Origin of the sequence: Frankia sp. AgB32, assembly GCF_023243045.1 — a bacterium.
In the GTDB taxonomy this organism is placed as follows: Bacteria; Actinomycetota; Actinomycetes; order Frankiales; family Frankiaceae; genus Frankia.
In genome coordinates, this window is record NZ_JALKFX010000006.1 from 1 (window position 1) to 20,017 (window position 20,017).

13 protein-coding genes and 3 pseudogenes are annotated in these 20,017 nt (G+C 69.1%); 10 read left to right on the top strand and 6 right to left on the bottom strand.

The window, feature by feature from the left end; all coding sequences use genetic code 11:
• Positions 1-620: 620 nt before the first annotated feature.
• Positions 621-932: pseudogene (locus MXD60_RS29685) on the top strand (integrase core domain-containing protein); the annotation flags it as partial.
• A 336-nt stretch (positions 933-1,268) separates the two neighbouring features.
• On the opposite strand, the gene ppk2 reads toward MXD60_RS29685, so the two are convergent.
• A complete protein-coding gene (gene ppk2, locus MXD60_RS03175; RefSeq protein ID WP_248817505.1) occupies positions 1,269-1,994 on the bottom strand; it encodes a polyphosphate kinase 2 in 726 nt (241 codons plus the stop codon).
• Between the two features lie 469 nt (positions 1,995-2,463).
• On the opposite strand from ppk2, the pseudogene MXD60_RS03180 reads away from it, so the two are divergent.
• From MXD60_RS03180 to MXD60_RS03190, 3 genes and pseudogenes are all read left to right on the top strand, one after another.
• Positions 2,464-2,883 (top strand): annotated as a pseudogene (locus tag MXD60_RS03180) (IS110 family transposase); the annotation flags it as partial.
• Positions 2,884-3,209: 326 nt separating this feature from the next.
• Positions 3,210-3,284 (top strand): annotated as a pseudogene (locus MXD60_RS03185) (acyl-CoA dehydrogenase family protein); the annotation flags it as partial.
• A 118-nt stretch (positions 3,285-3,402) separates the two neighbouring features.
• Positions 3,403-5,664 (top strand): hypothetical protein, encoded by a 2,262-nt coding sequence (locus MXD60_RS03190; RefSeq protein WP_248817417.1) that lies wholly within the window; start codon positions 3,403-3,405, stop codon positions 5,662-5,664.
• Here the strand turns inward: MXD60_RS03190 and MXD60_RS03195 are convergent.
• From MXD60_RS03195 to MXD60_RS03215, 5 genes are all read right to left on the bottom strand, one after another.
• On the bottom strand, positions 5,657-7,096 hold the full coding sequence (locus MXD60_RS03195; protein WP_248817418.1) for a hypothetical protein: 1,440 nt from the start codon (positions 7,094-7,096) through the stop codon (positions 5,657-5,659). The genes MXD60_RS03190 and MXD60_RS03195 overlap by 8 nt on opposite strands.
• Positions 7,097-7,109: 13 nt before the next feature.
• Positions 7,110-7,622, bottom strand: coding sequence for a hypothetical protein (locus MXD60_RS03200; protein ID WP_248817419.1), 513 nt, complete (start codon positions 7,620-7,622; stop codon positions 7,110-7,112).
• Between the two features lie 14 nt (positions 7,623-7,636).
• Positions 7,637-8,845, bottom strand: coding sequence for a CHAT domain-containing protein (locus MXD60_RS03205; protein WP_248817420.1), 1,209 nt, complete (start codon positions 8,843-8,845; stop codon positions 7,637-7,639).
• Between the two features lie 546 nt (positions 8,846-9,391).
• Entirely contained in the window at positions 9,392-10,441 is a 1,050-nt protein-coding gene (locus MXD60_RS03210; RefSeq protein WP_248817421.1) for an aminoglycoside phosphotransferase family protein, read from the bottom strand.
• Positions 10,438-13,005, bottom strand: coding sequence for an aminoglycoside phosphotransferase family protein (locus MXD60_RS03215; RefSeq protein ID WP_248817422.1), 2,568 nt, complete (start codon positions 13,003-13,005; stop codon positions 10,438-10,440). The genes MXD60_RS03210 and MXD60_RS03215 overlap by 4 nt, the downstream gene beginning before the upstream one ends.
• 621 nt (positions 13,006-13,626) lie before the next feature.
• On the opposite strand from MXD60_RS03215, the gene MXD60_RS03220 reads away from it, so the two are divergent.
• From MXD60_RS03220 to MXD60_RS03245, 6 genes are all read left to right on the top strand, one after another.
• On the top strand, positions 13,627-14,685 hold the full coding sequence (locus MXD60_RS03220; protein WP_248817423.1) for a hypothetical protein: 1,059 nt from the start codon (positions 13,627-13,629) through the stop codon (positions 14,683-14,685).
• A gap of 161 nt (positions 14,686-14,846) precedes the next feature.
• Positions 14,847-15,788, top strand: coding sequence for a hypothetical protein (locus tag MXD60_RS03225; protein WP_248817424.1), 942 nt, complete (start codon positions 14,847-14,849; stop codon positions 15,786-15,788).
• A gap of 71 nt (positions 15,789-15,859) precedes the next feature.
• Entirely contained in the window at positions 15,860-17,422 is a 1,563-nt protein-coding gene (locus MXD60_RS03230) for a hypothetical protein (protein WP_248817425.1), read from the top strand.
• A 170-nt stretch (positions 17,423-17,592) separates the two neighbouring features.
• Positions 17,593-19,317: a serine/threonine-protein kinase gene (locus tag MXD60_RS03235; protein WP_248817426.1), complete on the top strand. Its 1,725-nt coding sequence runs from the start codon at positions 17,593-17,595 to the stop codon at positions 19,315-19,317.
• A 126-nt stretch (positions 19,318-19,443) separates the two neighbouring features.
• Positions 19,444-19,701 (top strand): type II toxin-antitoxin system HicB family antitoxin, encoded by a 258-nt coding sequence (locus MXD60_RS03240; RefSeq protein WP_248817427.1) that lies wholly within the window; start codon positions 19,444-19,446, stop codon positions 19,699-19,701.
• A gap of 5 nt (positions 19,702-19,706) precedes the next feature.
• A complete protein-coding gene (locus tag MXD60_RS03245) occupies positions 19,707-19,937 on the top strand; it encodes a type II toxin-antitoxin system HicA family toxin (protein ID WP_248817428.1) in 231 nt (76 codons plus the stop codon).
• Positions 19,938-20,017: the final 80 nt, after the last annotated feature.

The following is a 20,017-nucleotide window of genomic DNA, read 5'->3' on the forward strand; positions in this document are numbered from 1 at the left end:
CTTCATGCGATCACTACGCGTCATCCGCCGCCAGGTCACCGACCAGGCGGATTTTTCCCCCTGACGACCACACACACACGCTCCGGGAAACCTTCACAGAGATCACCGAAAGGCTCAACCCTGCGCGCCGCCACCGCACATACCCACGCACCATCAGACGAGGCCGACACAACGCCTACCGGGTCAAACGCCCAACAGACACCGGCACCCGACATGATCAGCCACCGAAGATCATCCTTGCCCGGACCGCTTAACTAAGCGCCATTGGCCTATATGCCGGAGACCGCCTGGGCAGTAAACGGGTATCTCCCAGACTTGTCCCGGAGTAGTTTTGCGACTCCGGTTTTGATCTCGCCTGACTTCATTTCGACACGTCAACGGCAGAGGGCTGTTCACCCATCGCTCATCTTTCCGGGCCTCACCTGACGCGATCCAGTCGCGCCTTTTCCCGCGACGCTCACCACAACGGTCTTCAGCCAATGCGGCTCGGGGTGGTTTAGAGCCTCTCCCCGCAGAGCGGCTCTGGAGGGCCAACAAACCTCCATCTCCCATACAGCACCGCGGTCCGCAGGACGTCATCTCTTCCTACCTTCCGCGTTCGTGTTCACAACAAGACTCTCAAGTACAGTTATGATTTTCCGGACCGGTTCGGGTCGCTGGCCGATGCCCGCGCCTACTGCGAGGGCTTCTTCACCGCCTACAACCATGACCATCGTCATTCCGGGATCGGGTTCCACACCCCTGCCTCGGTCCACTTCGGCACCGCAGGCCAGGTCCAGACCCACCGGCAGGCCACCCTCGACCGCGCCCACGCGGCCCACCCCGAGCGGTTCGCCCGCCGGCCACGACCACCCCGCCTACCCAAGATCGTGTGGATCAACCAACCCATTCCAAGCCAACCGAGCGACGACCAACTGTCGCAGTTGACTTGACAACTAGCGGATCGGGTCGATCGGAAAATCATCTACCCAATCGAACAGATGTTCCGCATACCTGACGGTTTCGGGCCTGCAAGCAAGGTAACGGGGAAGTATGGGTGCGTCTTTTGTTCGCCGGTTTCGTCGGCGTGTTGGCTGGCCAGCGAGAGGAAACCGCGTGCGGCTTGGTCGTCGCCGAGGTCGAATGTGCCAGCCGAGACGCTGAGCTCCCCGCTACCGCCGGCGGACCTGTTCACGATTTTCGACCCCGACGCCGTCGCCGCGCCCGCAACCAGCGGCTTCCGTGCGGTGCTCGAGCATCCCGGCGTGCGCAGGGTGCGGCCGAGCAGACTACTCCAGGTCGCGGCTGCGGTCGGGCACCCACGTGTAGAGGTCTCGGGGCGGCCTGACATAGTTCTGGGCCTTTGGCCGGTCCGGAATGACAAGCGAGGGTCGCTCGACCTCCTGGTACGGAATGGTCGACAGCAGGTGGCTGATCATGTTTATGCGGGCTCGGCGCTTGTCGTCCGCCTCGACCTCGAACCAGGGCGATTCCGTTGTGTCGGTGTGGACGAACATGTCGTCCTTGGCGCGGGAGTAGTCCTCCCAGCGGCGGATGGACTCCAGGTCCATCGGTGAGAGCTTCCAGCGGCGCATCGGGTCATCCAGCCGGTCGCGGAAGCGGTCGTCCTGCTCGGCGTCGCTGACCGAGAACCAGTACTTGCGCAGCATGATGCCGTCGTCGATGAGGAGCCGCTCGATCACCGGGCACTGTGCGAGGAAACGTCGGTGCTCGGCTGGCGTGCAGAACCCCATGACCCGCTCGACGCCGGCGCGGTTGTACCACGACCGGTCCATCAGGACGATCTCGCCGGCGGCGGGCAGTTGCTCGATATAGCGCTGGAAGTACCACTGAGTTTTTTCCCGCTCCGTTGGCACCGGGAGGGCGACGATCCGGGCGACCCGCGGGTTCAGATATTCGGTGACGCGTTTGATGGCGCTGCCCTTCCCGGCGGCGTCTCTGCCCTCGAATATCACGACCAGGCGTCCGCCAGTCTCGCGGATCCACTCCTGCATGGTCACCAGCTCAGCCTGGAGCCGGAGGAGTTCCTTCTCGTAGAGCTCACGCTTCAGCCGCGGTGCGGCGTCACGGGTGCCGGTCCGGCGTCTGACTTGTCCGCTCATACCTGTCCAAGGAGGGAGGCCGCAGGGGCTGGTCCGTTGCCGCCCGCCATTATTCCATCCGGCCTGCTCACTGGTGCACCATCCTCGTGTCGGAACTCGTAAATGGGAGAGTTCGGACACGCCCCTGGTCCCCACCGGGCCATCGCCCTGCTCGCTCGACCGTCAAGGTCCGGCATGAGTTCCGCGAGGCCCGGTGGCCCAGGACACCCCGACTGGCTACAGGGCTGCGCGCCGGAGAGCGCCGATCAGTGAGCGACCGGCTGCGGTGTCCCGGGACCACCGGGTGTCTTCCCACTGGTGGAGCAGCGAGGAGACACACGTGAGTATCGACCCGATCCCGGCGCCGCGTGTCTGCGCCGGAGTGGACTGGGCCAAAGGCGACCACGCGGTGGCGGTCGTGGACGCCGACGGCGAGGTCCTCGACCGGTTCGCGGTCTCCCACGACGCCGCCGGGCCGAGGAACATGGTCAAGCGGCTGCTCAGACGCGGCGTGACCGAGGTCGGGATCGAACGCCCCGACGGGCCGGTCGTCGCGGCGCTGCGCCAGGCCGGGCTGACGGTGTTCGTGATCCCACCCGGCCAGTTGAAGAACCTGCGGTCCCGCTCCGGGTCGGCGGGGAACAAGGACGACCGGTTCGACGCCTACGTCCTGGCCGACGTGGTGCGCACCGACCGGCGCCGGTTGCGCCCGCTCGTGAGCGACAGCGCGGCCACCACCGCACTGCGCCGCAGTGTCCGCGCCCGCCGGGACCTCGTCGCCCACCGGGTCGCGGTCGCCAACCAGCTGCGCGCTTGCGATCCCTCCAGGGATGATCAGCGACCCGATAGGTCGAGTACCCCACCGATTTTTCCGTGGCCCACGTTTTCCCCGGCTCGCCGGGTCCGCGACCGTTACAGAAGCGTCGGCCATGGCGGCGGTCTACTTGATCTGATGCGCCCGGATCTCCGGCCGGTTCCTCCGGCGACCCGGCAGCGCTTGCGGTCCAGGCGCCTACCTCGAGGCGGCTGCCGACGGGTCGCCGTGGACAGGGCGTGGATGAGCGGAACTACTCCGCCGACTCCCGAGACATCACCGCAGCTCACAGCATATGTTGATCTTCGGGAACGAAGGTCATGCAGATCTTCGAAGGCACCAACCAGATCCAGCGCATGGTAATCGCCCGCCACCTCGCCAAGGGCTGATCAGAGGTCGCACCAGCGGCGAGGCCGGGCCCCACCGCGCCTGGCCGTAGGCGCCCCACGGTGCGAGAAATCGTTTTGCGGGCCCGTTTCCATGGTAAGCATGGCAGGCTGTGAGGTTATGAGCACAGAGGCGCCCGACAGCGTCCCTGGCCGAAGGCTGAGGGAAAGCAAACAGGGCGAGGACGCGACGACGAACGACCACGAGATCGAGATCGCCTCCCGTAGGATGACCCACCGCGAGATCATCTCAAAAGGCACATTCTGGTCTACGATTCTCTCGCCGCTCATGTTCGCTCTGTTCGCTCGCCGTCCGGACGGAGTCGGCGACATTTTCTGGGAGGCCAGGATCGCCTGTGCTGCCCTCATCTCACTCCGCCTTTATGGACAGTACCGGGCAGTCCTCAAGTACACACTGCCCACCAGACGCAGGATCCGTGACCGCATCGAGCTCCGGTATCTTGTGACGCTGCTCGTCGCCCTGGTGGGACCCGTCAGTGGATGGATCTCCAGCCTGTGGCTCGCCCTGCCCACCACCGGGACGATCCTGGTTCCGGTGGTGGGCACACTGTTCATGCACTTCTTCGTCGGGCGCCGGAGCGTCCTGCTCGCCGAGTCCGGCGCCGCCGGGCGCTGGTCTGGCTGCCTCCTCACCGTGCTCATGGCCCCGTTTGGGCTGCTGGCCGCGGACGGCGTGCTCGCGTTTCTGGTCGCCGGGGTCGCTCAGCCCTCCAGCGAGCTGATGGTCGCCGCGTTCTGCACGTCCTTCGGCGCGCTCCTCGGCTGGGCCTACGAGGACCGCCACGAGGACGGCGTGTTCGCCCGCCTCTCGGACGCGACCACCGTCGGCAAGCTCCCGAGAAAGGATGCCGTGGCCGCGCTGTCGTTCTGGCTCGAGGACCAGGTGGTCCTGCGCGCGGGCAGGCCCGACTTCGCCCTGGTTTACTGCCTGGTCGCGGTCGGCGGAATGCCGTTCATGTTCGCCACCGACAAGGGCGACTTCAGGGTCCCGCTGGTCCGCAAGATGCCGTTGGAAGAGGGGGAGCGGTACCTGCACCTGGCGGAGACCATGCTGGCCATGATCGATCACCTGGCGGCACAGGAGGAGAATTTCGCCTACCTCTCGAACGAGCGCACCCTCCAGTTCTGCCGCGCCTCGTTCAACCTCACCAGCGGAATCCGAGCTGAACGGCTCAATCGTCCAGAGGACGCCGCCTCCGCCTACCGCGCGGCTTCCCAGGCATTCACGTCCGCCGGGATGCCGGAGCACGCCGCGCTGGCGGCAATCTACGTCGGCAGTGCGCTCCTGCGGGGCTACGACGCACCCGAGCGCGCCATCGAGAGCCTGCAGGCGATCGCGCACGAGAGTCACACCGGCCTGATGCTCCGATTCGCGCTCGCGTCCGCCGACGTCGGCCGTCTGCTGCGCGCTGGAGAACCGGACCCGGACCTACGGCAGGAGGTGGCGCATAGGCAGGCCGCCTATCCTGACGTCGAGGACGACATCAGGACGATAACGGCGGAGCTGCCCCCCGGCCTGTACAGGTTCGGCGGCGTCGTCCTGGCGAAGGCTCTTCCCCAGACCGTACGGCAGCTCGAGGAGGTCATCGTCACCGGCCACACGACGACACCGGGCAGGGGACCGGGCTTCAACGGGCTGGTGAAGGTCGCGCGGGCCCACTATGCCACGTTGGAGCGCGCCCAGAAGGCCTACGACGACCGTCGGCCCCAGGAGGCGGGGCGGTTGGCAGTCACGGCGCTTCGGGAGGCGGCCGAGTCCAGCGATTCCCAGGTGCTCCTCAGCGCCAGCTTCCTCCTCGCGCTCCTGGCCGTGCAGGACGGCCGGTGGACCGAGGCACACGACTCCCTAGCAATGATCATCGATTTCGGTGAGCTGCTCAGAGAGCAGAGCCTGAACCCCGAACGCGGCTCCCCCCGAGAGGACATCGTCCAGCAGGCGGTCACCCTCCTGGTGCTGCTGCTCCTCGGCAGCGGTGCCGGGCCTGACTGGCCGCCGCCCGACGCCGTTCCCAGGGCGCTGTCCTACATCGAACGATCCCGCTCCCGGACTTTGCTCAGCATGCTCGGCGAGACGGTACGTGTCCCCGCGCCGGAGGGGCTGGACGCGCTGGCGGCCGACGAGCAGCGAGCCCTGGTGGAGCTCCGGGAGTGTCGCCGCCACCTCGTGGCGCTCGACGGCACCGCCGTCGCCGCCCTGCCGGCCGTCACCGCCGCCCGACGGGCGGAGAACCGGCTGCGTGCCATAGAGCAACAGATCCGTGAAACAGGCCCTGCGGGCGCGGAGTACCTTGACGTCAGGCGAGGCACTCCGATCGCCTTCACCGAGATCCAGGACCTGCTACGTGAGAGCGCGGTCAGCTGACCGGAGTGATCAGCAGCACGCCGCCACCCCTGGCGAGCGCCGCGACCGTGGTCGCCGGATCGGCACCGCCCACGGCCAGCACCACGGCACCACCGAGCACGTTCAGGACGAGGACGTCGGTGAACGCCCGTGACGGCGCGTTTCCTCTCGGCTCGAGGAGGGCGGTCGTCCTGGCCCCCCGGTCAACGGCTGCGGCCAGTGTCCCGTCCGGGTCAGGCAGGACGAGCACCCATCGCCCGGCCAGCTCATGGGGCGGCAGAGCCGGTCCGAGGTCCACGGACGCGATCCGGGCATTGCGGTCGACCGGCCGCAGCAGATAGCGGCCGGCAAAGGCGGCTCGCCCGTCACCAACCAGATCGTCGACGACGATCTGGTGGTAGGCCGCCAGCGAGCGCCCGGCGCGGACCGGGTCCCGCGGCGGCGAGAGGAGCCCGACCGCGGTAACCGCCACCGCCACGACGAGGAACAACGCGACCAGCACAATCCCCGGGTGCAACGGGGCCGCGTTGGCATTCGGCGGGGGAACGGGCGCGGGAGCCGGCGCGGGACTCGCGCCGGGGTTGCCTGCGACGATGGGGGTGTATCCGAGCGCGGACGCCCGGTCGGTGTCCACCGTGCCCTCCGCCCAGAGCTGGTCCAGTGCCTCCCACTGCCTACGTTCGGCCGCGAAACTAGTCGCGGGATGCAGACCCATGGTCTCCAGCAGCGTCCTGCGGTGGACGTCGAACGCCGCGCGGAAAAGCTGCCCGTAGACGGTCGCCGCGCTCACCGCGGCCCGGTACCCGAGGCCCATCACGGCCACGCCGGCCGCCAGGCACACCAGCGGCCACGGCAACGGCAACAGGAAGACGGCGAGCGCGCTGCCCGCAAGAGTGAAGACCGCGCCCAGCCCACAGAGGGCGACAGCCTGCTCCAGTCCCGCGTTCGCCGAGGCAAAGGCCTGCTGGAATGCCTCGGGAAGCACCGGGTAAAGGCGAGGCCAGGCCGTCACTCCGTCGATACGGTAACGGCCGCGGGGGTGGACCTCGGCTCCGCGCAGGACGTTACCGAACGTCGTCGGCATGACGAACGCGTCAACGACCGGATAGTCGCGGAACCGCACCGGGTTCTGGTTCCGCATGTTCCGCTGCCTGCTCGCGCCGCGCCTTCCCAGCCAGCCGCCCCCCGGCAGCCCATCCCAGTAGCCCTCCAACAGCCTGATGAACCCCGGCCGCACGGCGGCGGTGAGCTGGCTGCCCGCGAGCACCAGGACGATCGCAGCGCACAGGAGGCCGGTCTTGGCCTCGGGACTCAGCCCCCGCCAGTGCCGCCATGACTCCGCCCAACCCGTACCGCACAGGACTACCAGCCCGAACGCGGAGGCAAGCCCGAGGACCGGCAAAAGGGTCGCGACCAGCCACCGCCGGCTGATCAGCCCGGTAACGGTTTCCACGAGGCCGCCCACGTCACTCCCAGAACGCGACAAAGAGGTGGTCGCCGCCCTGACAGACACCCGGGTCCTCAGGAAAGCCATGCGGGAAGACGTTCGGGGTACCACAGACATGGCACTGGACCCTGCTGGGTCTCCGTTCACCAGGCCGATCACCATGTGGCTTGTGGTCGGTGTGCAGGGTGTAGGCGCCGCGATCCAGCAAGCTGCGCTCGACCGCGGGAAGTAGACGGTCAGCGTGGACCAGGCCCACCGTGCGCGCCCGCTCGCCACGGACGGCGACCAACGCCGGTATCCCGCCTGCCAGCGCGTCCAGCAGAACGCCATCGAGCACGGCTGCCTCGACCTGGCGTCCGGCATCGACCAGGACAGCCGGCCACGCACCTTTGGCACCGACAAGCCCCGCGGGCTCACCCGAGGAGTCGATGAGAACACCAAGAGCATCGGAATTCCGCGCCAGGACTACCCGGATGTCGCTCAGAGTACTCGCCATCACCTCAACCGGGGACATCAGATCCTTGATCAGCATGGCATCCTCCGTTTCTACAGCCAGTCACCTGACAGGAAGAAGGGAGCCCAGAAGCGGGGGTCGGCGAAGGGACAGCCCGGGGCGGCCCGCAGACCGCCCAACTGAGCGGTGACGCGAATCTGCCGAACACGTGACTCGGCGCGCTCGCGGCGCGCCGAGGACACCGCCGGGCTCGCAGCCACGGCACGGTACCGCTCCAGCGCGGCTCCGGGATTGCCGGAGGCGGCGTGAAGCCACGCCTCCTGCTCCAGGACAGTCGCCTCCAGGAACGGTTCGCCCGCGAACTGGTCCCGGCTCGCAGCGACCAGAGCCAGGACGTCGCGGAAGGTCTGGGTGCGCAGCCAGAGCTGAGCGGCGCGCAGGGCCTGCGCCTTGGAGACGCCGGACCTGAGCTCGGTGTAGAAACGGGTGAGCAGCAGGCTCGAGGCCAGCTCGTCCACCTGCCACAGGCTCACCAGCGCAGAGGGCGCGCCAGCGTAGAGAAGGGCCCAGGTCAGGCCGAGCATGTTGTCGCCGGGCAGGTCGGCTCCGATCCCGCTGTCACAGGCTCCCAGCGTGACGAGATCGACGTCAAGGGACAGGCTGAGCACATCGGCTGCGGTCAGTCTGCCATCGACCAGTTCCAGGCCTGAACGCATGGGATCGTCAGGATCGAACACCCCGTGGGCCGTGAAGTGCAGAACGTCGACGCCGCCGTCCGGCTCGGACAGCACGTCCATCAGGTATGCACGCGAGGCACCCCGGCCGGAGACCACCTGCGAGCTGCGGAAAACGTCCGCGACCAGGAGGCTCTGCATCTGCCCGAGGGCCAACGGACGGTTCTCTGCCGGTCCGGTGACGACCATGACCGACTCCCGTCGCGCCTTGCGCTTGGCCCGGCAGTAACGCAGGACCGAGGCGCTCGGCACCGTCATCACCGGATTCCGCTCGATCAACGCCGTCCCCTCCACCTGGACCGCCTGCAGCGGAAGCCGGTGCATGGCCTGATGCGGCACCAGATAGACCACGTCTTCCGGCCGCGCCCACCGCGCCACCGGCGCCAACAGCCTGGCGAGCCCCCGGTGCTCCAGAGCCGCGGCCACCTCCCCCGCCGCAACGGCCCGCGCGAGCTCCGCCAACTCGTCGGCACCGACAGCCACGGCAAGCGTCTCGGGGGCCTCCCACTCCGGAGCCACCGCGACGATGTATGTCTCATCGTCGGTCACGAAGTACTCGACGAGCACCAGACGCGTCATCACACGCACCGCTGTCTCGACGCGGAACTCCCTAAAGTTGCTCCCTCGCCCAAACCACTCCCCCGTAGGCAGTGGGGCCGACTGCATCCGGCCACCGAGATGAGCTAAAGATAGCAGGGCTCATATTTGTCTCCCGGTCGGCAAATCCGCAGTCCGCGCCGCCGACGGCCGACATGGAGAAGCCTTCAACCGCGCGTTGCCATCAGGCCAGCGGACCGCCCGTGAACAGCGATCATGTATCGTCGCACTTGGCGGTGAACTCGCAGGTCAGCAGTCCGAATCAAACGTCTTTCAGTCAGCGCGGCGGCCCGGTTCGACGTGCCCCGTGGTCCGCGGGCACTCGAACCGCAGTGCCCCGTCCGGCAGTTGCTGGGGCCGCACCACTTCGTGCGCAGGCGATGGGCGGTAATACAACTCCACCAGCCGATTCTCACCGCGCCGTACGCGGTGCCTCAGCCGGCGGTTTCACCCCTGGGCGGTGGCGCGGCGGGTGGAGAACGGCGGGGTACCACCCGGACCGCTGGCGGAGAAAGTTCACCGAGAGGCTCGTACCCGCTTTTCGACCCCTTGCCGATTGAGGGTGTGGCCGGTCTGCCAGACGGCGTGGGCGGCGGTCAGTTTGGTGGTGAGCTTGTCCAGGAGTGCGGCCTCGGCGACAGGGGATTCGGTGTGGCTGGTAATCAGTTTGGTGTAGCGGACGGTGTCGACGATCGCCGACTTGACCCGCTCGTGGGCGAGGTACGTCGTGAGGTCGGCGGTCCACTCGATGGCGGCCTCGGCGGGGACGGCGGCGCGCCAGGCAGTGCGGGCGGCGTTTTCTTCGTCGGGTTGGTAGGCCATCTTGTGGAGGTGCACGGCGAGGTCGTAGACGGGGTCGCCCCAGAGGGCGAGTTCCCAGTCGAGGAAGTAGGTCGCACCCGCACAGATGATCATGTTCTTGCGGTGGATGTCGGTGTGGAGGAGCCGGAATGGTCTGGGAGAGAGGGTCTGCCAGCGTTCGAGGATGGGCTCACATGGGTCTGCGGGGAAGGCGAGGGAGGAGAACAGGTCGCCAAACTCGTCGCGGAACCGTGTATACACGTCGATGGTGACAGCGGAGAGCCGATGAGCGAAGGTGGCCGTGTCACTGTCGGTGGGCCAGTCTTCTGGCAGCGTCGGTAGCTGGTCGAGGGGAACCTGGCCGAGCTGGCGGAACAGTTCGCCGACATCCGGGATCACATGGTCCGGAACCCGCTTCTTCCGCGGTGCCACCGCGTCGAGTACCTCGCCGGTGATGAACTCGACCACCTGGTAGGCGGGGTCCGCGTTGGCGTGGAGCAGCCGCGGCACCCGAGCGACGGCAGGGCTGATCGCCTGGACGACGCCGGCCTCGGGCCAGATCGTCAGATCCATGGTGTCCGTGCCGGGGATCGGGATCCGGACGACGACCGGTCCTTCTCGGGTCTCGACCCGCACGTTGTGGTTGTAGAAGCCGGCGCTTCGGTCGGTCCGGGCCAGAGCCATGCGGTACAGACCGTCAGGATCGCCGGTCGTGGCCGCGCGGGCCTCACCGGCTGGCGGGTTCGCGGACTCGGGGAGGGTCATCGGGTGGCCTCGCCGAGGCCGAGCAGGTCGCGGGCGAACACGTCGATACGGCCCTTCACATCGTCAAGTGTCGTGAGCGGCTGGATGGCGCGCTCGGCGCGCTGGCAGGCCTGCGTCACGGCCTCGTCCTCGATACCCAGTTCCCGCAGCGTGATGCCGGCGGCCAGTATCAGCGTCGGATACACCTCCGCGGCCTCCAACTCGCTCACCGCCCACCGCACGGATGTCTGAGCGAGGTCACGCCGGCCGCGTCGGACTTCCAGTGCCGCCCGGTACAGCCTGGCGCGGGCAAGCCCGGAACGGTAGCTTGCCCGGGTTAACGCTTCGACCGCGTCGCTGAGGGCGGCCTCGGCGTGGTCAAGGCGGCCTAGCCGCAGCGATGCGACGGCGATGGCCGTGTGGCACTTGCCGAGTTCGTGCTGAGCGCCGATCTCGGTCTGGACCTCGATGGCAGCCCTCGCCTCGGTGAGTGCCGCCTCCGGGTCGGTGAAGGCGAGCAGTTCGGCCCGGTTGGTTCTGATGTTGGCGTTGCCGAGGTACGACCGGGCCGTCTGGTAGTAGGTCGCGGCCTCGTCCAGGAGGCGCCCGGAGGTGGCGAAGTCGAAGGCGAACCGGTGGGCGAGGTGGCGCAGCCGGGCGACATCCCCGCGGGCCTCGGGGTGTCGCCGCGCGGCGATCGTGTCGAGTTCGGTCGCGAACCGTTCGGCGTCGACGAAACGGCCCTGGCACATGTGCAGGTCGGCCGCCCACAGGCCGGCGCCCATCCGGGCGGTGTCGTCGTGGCCGTTCCATACCTCGTTGTAGAGCGTCAGCGCTTCGGACGTACGTCCGGCGATGCGGCGTGCCTGGCCAGCCGCGACGGCGAATCGGGCGCCGACTGTGGTGCTGGTGTTCCATGCCTCGTCGGGCGTCAGTTCCAGCGCCTTGGTGGCCTCGCCGCTGCGCAGCACCGCCTCGACGTCGAGCACCTGGGCGGTCTGCGTCAGCTCGGGTGTGGCTTTGGCTGGGTGGTCGCGCATGAACTCGCGCAGGTCGGCCAGCACCCCTCCGGCAGCGCTCTCGGAACCGCCGCGGACCGCGACTTCGACCAGGTCGAGTAGTTCCGTCCCGGTCACCTCTCCGATGGGAAACGCATGGAAGACCATTTCCCGGAACGCGACCGGGTCCGCCAACATCCGTCCGTGCACCGCCCGGGAAGACTCCTGGCTGGTGATGTCGCCATCCTCGGGATCCTCGAAGGCCCGCTGTCTCCAGGTGTCATGCAGGAGCCGGTGCAGCTCGAGGCGGGCCGGTTCCGACAGCCGGTCGCGCAGCGCCTCCGCCATGAGCTGATGGAAACGTAACTGCTCACCCGCCGGGTAGACGAAGGAGTACGACGAGATCGACTCCCAGGCCGTCACATGACCTGGCAACTGCAGCGCGGCCGTCAACGCCCGGAAGACCTTCAGATCGAAGATCCTTGCCACTCCGAGCACCTCGAGTGTCCGGACCTCGTCGGGACCGACATGCTGGAGGAAGCGTTGCAGGATCTCCCGCTGGGTCGCTGCGGCCCGTGCCAGGCGCCGTCCGGTGGCGTCGCCTTCAGTGCCAGAGCCACTGGTGTCGACCGCGAGGTGCAGATAGAACGGAAGCCCAGCGCTCGCCGCCGCCAGCCGCAGCCGTTCGTCCTCCTCGGCGATCCCGGATGAGCCGAGCAGCGCCATGCGCGCCTCCATCGGCAGCCCGCCGATGGTGCAGGTGTCGATGAGTCCGCGCCAGTCGGCGTCGTACACGTCCCAGCGCAGCGGCTCCCTCCCCGCGATCACGACCAGCCCGCGGTCAAGCTGAGCTATCAGGTCCCGCAGCCAGACGTCCGCGAGCTGGGTGCGCCCCGAGCGCGTCGGTTCCGGGACCAACGCCTCGTAGGTGTCGATCGTCAGCACGTAGGGACGGGTCTCCGATGCGGCCCGCAGATCCTCGGCGAACAGGAAGGTCACGGCGTCGACGACCTCGGCGTTCGGAAGGTCGTCGAGCGATGACAACGTTTCGTCGTGGCGGATGCGGTACCGACGGCGGGCATCGGACGTCGCCTTCTCAGCGGCCTTGAGCAGACCGAGAGCCGTGCCGAACACCGGTAGCCCGGCGACCGAGTCGACGATTTCCATGAGGATCCCGCTCTCCTCGACGAACGGCAACGTCTCCCGACTGATCCGCAGGTGCGGGTGAATTCGTTGCCACAACACCGCGTAGGCGAGGTCGAACCGATCAAACCGCACACCCTGCCCGCCCAACTCGGCGCGCAGCACCGCGAGAGCGTCCTCCTGTTGCCGCATCGCCGGCACCTGAAGATCCAATGATGCCGTCCGCCAGCCCTCCGGCGCCCGAACCCGCAGCTCCCGCAACAGCCGCGACTTCCCGATTCCCCCGACGCCCGTCACGTTGAAAACCCGCGGGGACGAGGTGCTGTCGGTGAGTGCGGCCCGAACCTGATCGATCTCCCCCGCGAACGCCTCCAGCAGCGGTGCCCGATCCACGAACTCCCGCTGAAGGGCCGCAACCCGACGAAACCGCGGCGTGATCGCCATACCCCAACCTCCGGCAGCCCGACCGCTCCAGATCGCCCGAGTGACGCTGCGATCGCCCTCCGCATCGAACCATGCCGGTATGCCTTTCTCGGACCAAAACCTGCAACTCGGCCTCTCCTCGTCACCGGCCCCGACAGCGTCAGGTGCGAGCCACAGCGCGTTCGGGGCGGCGGGCCTGGTGACGGGGATCCCTACGGCGATGTTCGTGTCGCCGGTCAGGCGTAGGACCGTGATAGCGAGGTTGCGCACGCTGGCCATGACCTGACTCGTGTTGCGGTCCGGATCTGGCCGAGGTCCTCACCGACGGTGACATCGCGGAGCCGGTGCAGCCGGTTCTCCGCGAGCCAGCGCTACGACGCGGGCCGCTTTGCACCGGATTCTCATCGTCGGCAAGTCAGGATCGGCACTTCGGCGCCTGTTGTTGGCTAATCAGCCGAAGCAGGAGGAATGAAGTGGACTCGGCGCATCGAAGCGGAGAGCGGCGCCCGACACCGAGGGCTCCATTCTCGTCGCATGAATATATCCCGCACCGCCGCACGGCTGTTGCTGGCCATCGGCGTGATGCTTTCAGCGGTCTTTTTCTGTGCGTATGCGGCCCAGGCCGCCCCATCACAGGTCAAGATGGCTCCAACACCTCCGTCGTTGACATCGGGGACGGCCGCCCCACCCTCCGACCTCGTCACCGCGAAGGCCCGACATGCAGTCGGGCCGGCGGTCGCCTACCACGTGTCGCTCGCCGCCAGCCCAAGCTCGCTGTGGCCGACGCAGTACTCGACGTTGACCGCGCGGTCCTCAGGTGACGTCGGGCCCACCCCGTACTGGATCAGTATCGTCGACGTCGCAACCCACACCTACCTGGCCCGGTGCGGCAGCGGAACGGTCTGCACGGCGAGCGTCACGCGTCCGAGTGCCACCGCCGCGAGCTACCAGGCCTATGTGTCGGCCTACCCGACGGACGGCATCGTGCCTCCAGGCGCCGTCCAGGCGACGTCCCAGCCCGTGACGGTCAGCTGGCACTCCACCTCACTCACGCTGTCCACGAACGCGACGACCCTGCCACTGGGCCGCGCGGCGACGCTGGTCGCCACCACCGGCGACGACGTCGGACCGTCGCCGTTCTACATCGAGATCTTCGACACGACCACCGGTGGCCGGCTGACCTACTGTGGCTTCGGCACCAGCTGCACCGCGACCGTCAGCCAGCCGACGGCCACGACACACAGCTTCGTCGCCCATGTCGCCCCCTACGGCACGACCGCTCCCCCTGCCGGTGCCATCGCGACCTCGACCACCAGCTACATCACGTGGTCGCCGTTGGGACACCAGATCTCGCTCACGGTGGCTCCGCGCAGCATCATCTCGCCCACCGCGACCCTCACCGCCACCTCCACGATCGACGTCGGACCCACGCCCTACTTCATCGAGATCCTCAACCAGCGGACCGGCGCGCTGGTGACGATCTGCGGCACGGGCACATCCTGCGTCGCCACCGTGAGTCTCGGCTCCGGCAGTACTCCGTTCATCGCCTTCATCGCGCCCTACAGCAGCGCGCTGCCGCCTGCCGGCGCCGTCGCGAACTCCAACCGTCTGGAGGTCAACCGAATCCGGCTGCTGCTTCCGCGGCCGCGGCCGTTGCCCCTGCCACAACCGTTGCCCCAGCCGGTGCCGCCCGTCCGCTGACCGGCTCGGAGTGTCGCCTCGATGGCGTCGTGCCTGGCCGGGCCCGGCGCCATCGAGGCTTCATGGTCTCGGAACCCGAAAACACGATCAAAACCTCGCCCCGCAGCGGTCGACAACGATATAAAAAGCACAGAGGTCACGTTCGACGTCGGGGGGCGGGCATGGGTATCACCGTTGTCGACGCGGCCAGGCTGATCCAGACCAACAAACGCGCGGAGGAAGAACTGCGCGACCGCGAAAGCCAACTGGCCGGTCGGACGGCCGCCGAGGTCAGTGCGCAGGAACAAGCCCGGCGAGAACTATTTACGGAAGGCCTGCTCCCTTTCCAGGAGTTGTTCGGGCGTTTGAAGGCCGTGGACGTGGCGGAACTCGCCGCGATCGACCTGCAGTGCGGGGTTGACCTGCGCAAACCGGCGCCAAGCGCGGTCCGGGCCGGCGTCGGACATGCTCTCGGCGCCGTCGCGGGTGGCGCGGTCGCCGGGACGGCCGTCGCCGCCGGTGCCAGCGCGGCCACGATCACGACCGTCGGGGCCCTCGCCACCGCCTCGACGGGCACCGCAATCTCCGGGCTGTCCGGCGCCGCGGCGACGAACGCGACCCTGGCCTGGTTGGGCGGCGGCTCGATCGCTGCCGGGGGCGGTGGCGTCGCCGCCGGCACGGCCGTCCTGGCCGGGATTGCCGCCGCGCCAGCGCTGCTCGCCTTTGGTGGCGTCGTCGCATGGCAGGCCCGCCGAGTGCGGCGCCACCAGCAGGGCCGTGCCGACGAGCTCACGAACGACGCCGCGCGGCTGGACCAGGCCGAACGGACCGGCCGGGCCGTCCGCCGACTGAGCCGCCAGGTCCGCGACATTCTGAAGGATCTGCGCCGGGCCATCACCTGCCGTTTACCGGTTCTCGCCGCCCTGCTCGACACCACCGACGACTACCCGGCGATGACCGTCGACCAGCGGCATTCCATCTCGATCCTGGTCGCCATCGCGACGACCGCGGTCACGGTGATGAGCACCGCGATCACCACCGAGGACGGTGAGCCGTCCGCCCAGTGCCGCCGCGCGGTCCTCGACGCCCGCCAGCAGCTCAACGCCCTGGGCCACCCGGGATGAACGTCCCGACGCAACCGGGTCGGCCCCGGTCCGCAGCGCCACCCGGGACCCCGGGTCTCGACGATGCCGCCGTGTCTGGCAGGTCCACCGTGCCCAGCCAGCCCGGACCCGTCGGGGAGGACGCCGCCGCGCACTCGGCGGCAACCGGCCCGGCTGATGGCGAGGCGGTCCCCGAGGGCGTGCGCCGGTTCCTGTCCGTGCTGCCCGGGGGCGCCGATGCCGCCGTCTGGACGATCAGTGACCTCGCCACCCGTCGCGCCGCCGCCGCTGTCGTCACCACCCTGGCCAGCCAGGACGACGTCGCCAAACTCGCCCAACGCTGGGCCGGGGTGGGCAACGCGCAGCGCGCCGGCCATCTCTTCGAGGTGATGCACGCCGCGACCTTCAACCGCAACGCCGCCCTGCGCGGAGCCGGCGTCCGCGCCTACGTCCAGGCCTGGACGGAAGGCGGCTCCCCCACGGGAAAGGTCGACATCAGGCTGCGGGACGGCACCACGTTCCGTCACGTCCAGGCGAAACTCCTCAGCGACCCGGTCCGGGCAGCGCGCGCCGTCGCCTCACCCGACTACGCCGGCATGCGGCGACTCGTGCCCGCCGACCAGGTCGAAGCCATCAACACCGTCCTCGACAAGGCCCTCAAACGCTCCACCGACGGCACCTACTACGCCGGGTACGCCGACGCCAGCACGCACCTCACCGACACGCTCGACCTCGGCGGCATCCACAGTGACCCGGTCACCCTCGGCCAGGCACACAAGGCTGCCCGCGACCCGATCCGCTGGGCCAACCTGCAGGTCGCACGTTCCACCGGGCGTCAGATCGCCACCGGCGCCGCGGCCAGCGCCGCCAGCGGAGCGCTGTTCGCCGGACTCACCGCGACCGCCGCCGAAACGGCCCGCGCCCGCGCCGGCGAGACCTCCGCCGGCGCCGCCGTCATCACCGTTACCGGCGCGATCGCCCGCAACGCCGTGCGCTCCGGCACCGTCGGCGCGCTCGCCCAGAGCATCCAGGTGGCCGCGAAGGCCGGCGCCCTGCCCGCTGCTCTCGGCACCGGGACCATCGGCGCCGTCCTCGCCGACGCCGTCACGACCATCGCCACCGCCGGCATCGACTACGCCCGCGGCTCCATCGACGCCCCCGAACTCGCCGCCCGCAGTGCGTCCGCGACCACCCGGACGAGCCTCGTCTGGGTCGGCGGCCTCGCCGGCCAGACCGTCATCCCCGTCCCCGTCCTCGGTGCTCTTCTCGGTGGCATCGCCGGCCAGGCCGCCGCTGTCCTGGTCACCCAGGGATTCCAGCTCGCCCTCAGCGCCACCCGCGGCAGACGCACCTACCCCGATCGCCTGATCATCCTCGCGGCCGAAGCCATCACCACCACGGCCACCGCCGCCTCCCTGCGGGCCCTCACCCATCAGCTCGCGGTCGACCACCACGCCGCGTTCACAGACGACATGCTCCCCCGGCTCGCCGCCCTCACCACGACGCTCGGCTCCAGCCAGCCCGGCATCAGCGTCGACGGCCTCACCACGCTGACCACCAACTTCGCCGCGAAGCCGAGCATGTCCACCGTTGACGAGTTCGACCAGTGGATGGCCGACCGCACCGCGACCCTCACCCTCGACCCGAACTGGTGACAGGCGTGCCGTCGTGCTCCGGGGTCAACGCCGGCGTGCCACGACGTTGCGACCCAGGGTGGTGACTGCTGGGAAGCATGTACTACTGTCCCGGGTCGTACCAGTTCGTCTCGACGGTTCCTCCCAGCCATCACGGAGCATGATGATCGCCGCGACTCCCCCGGCCGGGCATGCAGGACCTTGAACCAGGCGATCCGCGGTCCGTCGGCGGCTACACGCTGCGCGCCCGCCTCGGTGAGGGCGGGATGGGGCGGGTGTACCTCGCGCACTCGCGGTCCGGGCGGCTGACAGCCGTCAAGGTGATCCGGCCGGAGCTCGCGCACGACGCCCTTTTCCGCGGCCGTTTCCGCCGTGAGGTCGCGGCCGCCCGGCTGGTCAGCGGGGCGTTCACCGCACCTGTCATCGACGCCGACCCGGACGCGGCCAGCCCGTGGCTGGCCACCCAGTACGTGCCCGGGCCGTCCCTGCACGAGGCGGTCACGCAGGCCGGGCCGTTCGCGCGGTCCGTCCTGCGCCGCCTTGCCGCGGGCCTGCTCGAGGCGCTCATCGCGGTGCACCGGGCCGGCCTGGTGCACCGCGATCTCAAACCGAGCAACGTGCTTCTCGCCGCGGACGGGCCGCGGCTGATCGACTTCGGCATCGCCCGTGCCGCCGAGCACACGGACCTCACCCGCGCCGGCGACATCGTGGGCACGGCCGCCTACATGTCGCCGGAGCAGGCCAACGGGCTGGAGGCCGGGCCGGCCGCCGACGTGTTCGCGCTGGGCGCCGTGCTGGCCTTCGCCGCGACCGGCCACAGCCCGTTCGGCCACGGCACCCCCGCCGGCGTGCTGTTCCGCGTCGTGCACGGCGAGCCGGATCTGGCCGGGGTACCCAAGGACCTGCGGGACACCCTGCGTTCCTGCCTGGCGAAGGACCCGAGTACCCGACCGGAACCCCAGGCGCTGCTCGGCTGGTTCGCCGATGGCGTGCAGGTCGTCGGCCCCAGCTGGCCGGACGGGGTCACCGCCCTGCTCTCCGAGCGGGCCGCCGAAGTCGGCACTCGCCTGTCCGCTCCCCTCTCGGCGGGCAACCTCGCCCCCACACCGGACAACCGCCCGGACACTCGCGGGTCCGTCCAGGGCGTCTCGCCAGTCAGTCCGCCGGTCGACTGGCAGCCGTCCACCGCGCCGGTCGCGACCCCGCCCGCTTTCCCTCCGCCGGTCTTCAACCAGCCCCCGGCGCCGCCCTCACCACGGCCCGACGTGTCGCCGACCCCCCGGGCTCGGCCGTCGGTCGGGCACGAGGCGGTCTTCGCCGGGCACTGGCGTAGACATCTGGCGCTCGGCGTCCCGCTGCTCCTCGCCGGCCTGTTCCTCGTCATGTGTCTGATCGTGGCGATCCTCGAACCCGCCGCCGGAGGGGGCGCGGCGTTTTTCGTCGCTTTCCTGTTCCTTGTCCTGAGCGTGGGCGCGCTGTCGGCCGCCTGGTGGCGCCTGCGTTATGCCCTGCACCGGCCGTCGCTGGTCCTCGGCCTGGACGGCCTGCACGCCCGAGCGGGCGGGCGCAGCGTCGACATCGGCTGGCAGCAGATCGCGAGGGCCGACGTCATCCGGCTCGGGCGTCGCGAGGTGCTCGCCGTCCGCCCGGTCGTACCGCGGACGACGTGGGTCGCCCAGGGCTGGCGGGCCTGGCGCCTGCCCCGCGGGCGCAACCGCGGCTTCTGGCACCACAGCGCCCTGCAGATCGACGTGATCATGAGCATGGACCTGCTCCGCGGACACCCCGCGCGTGAGGTCTCCGCCGCCCTCGGCGCGATCCCACCAGCGACGCCGCCCAGCGCACAGACCCCCGGCCCACACCGGCAGGCGCAGGCGCCGCACGAGCCCAGCTCGGGGACCGCACCCCTCTGGTAGACGTGTCAGCCTCGTCTTCCCGGCGAGGCGACGGTCAGGTGGCGACGAGCTGGGGCCTCGTGCGCCGGGCTGGTGGACGAGGCACTACACAGCAGGAACGCGGGGGACAACGGACGGACCCACCGCGTGGACGATCGTGCGGCCGGCCAGGGACCAGCGCCCGCTATCCTGACTGGTATGGGTCTCGCGGTGCACGTCCCCTACACGGTGGAACAGGACGAAGACGGAGTCTGGTGCGCCCACGCCTACGTAGGTCGTGTCGGATGTAACGGCAACGGTGATACCCGCGAAGATGCCTTGGCAGATCTGCGGGACGCCGTCCTCATGATCCTTGAAGACGACGGCGCCCCGGAGGAATTCACCATCATGCTCGACGTCGCCTGAGTCGAATGCCGCCGGTACCGTCCATACCCGGGAAAGATGTCGTCAAGGCACTGCAAAAGGCTGGATTTGAGCTGGTCCGGGTCAGCGGAAGCCACCACCGACTCCGCAACCCCGACCCCCGCGGACACGACATCACTGTTCCCGTCCATGCCGGACGCGACATACCCAAGGGTACACTTCGCCAGATACTCGCAGACGCGGGACTGACCCCAGAGGGCCTCCGAGCACTTCTGTGATGCCGACCAGGCAACGCGCCTCGCGGTTGTTTCAGGCGCCGACGAAATCGACCTGTCGCTGCATCTGCGCACCGATACTC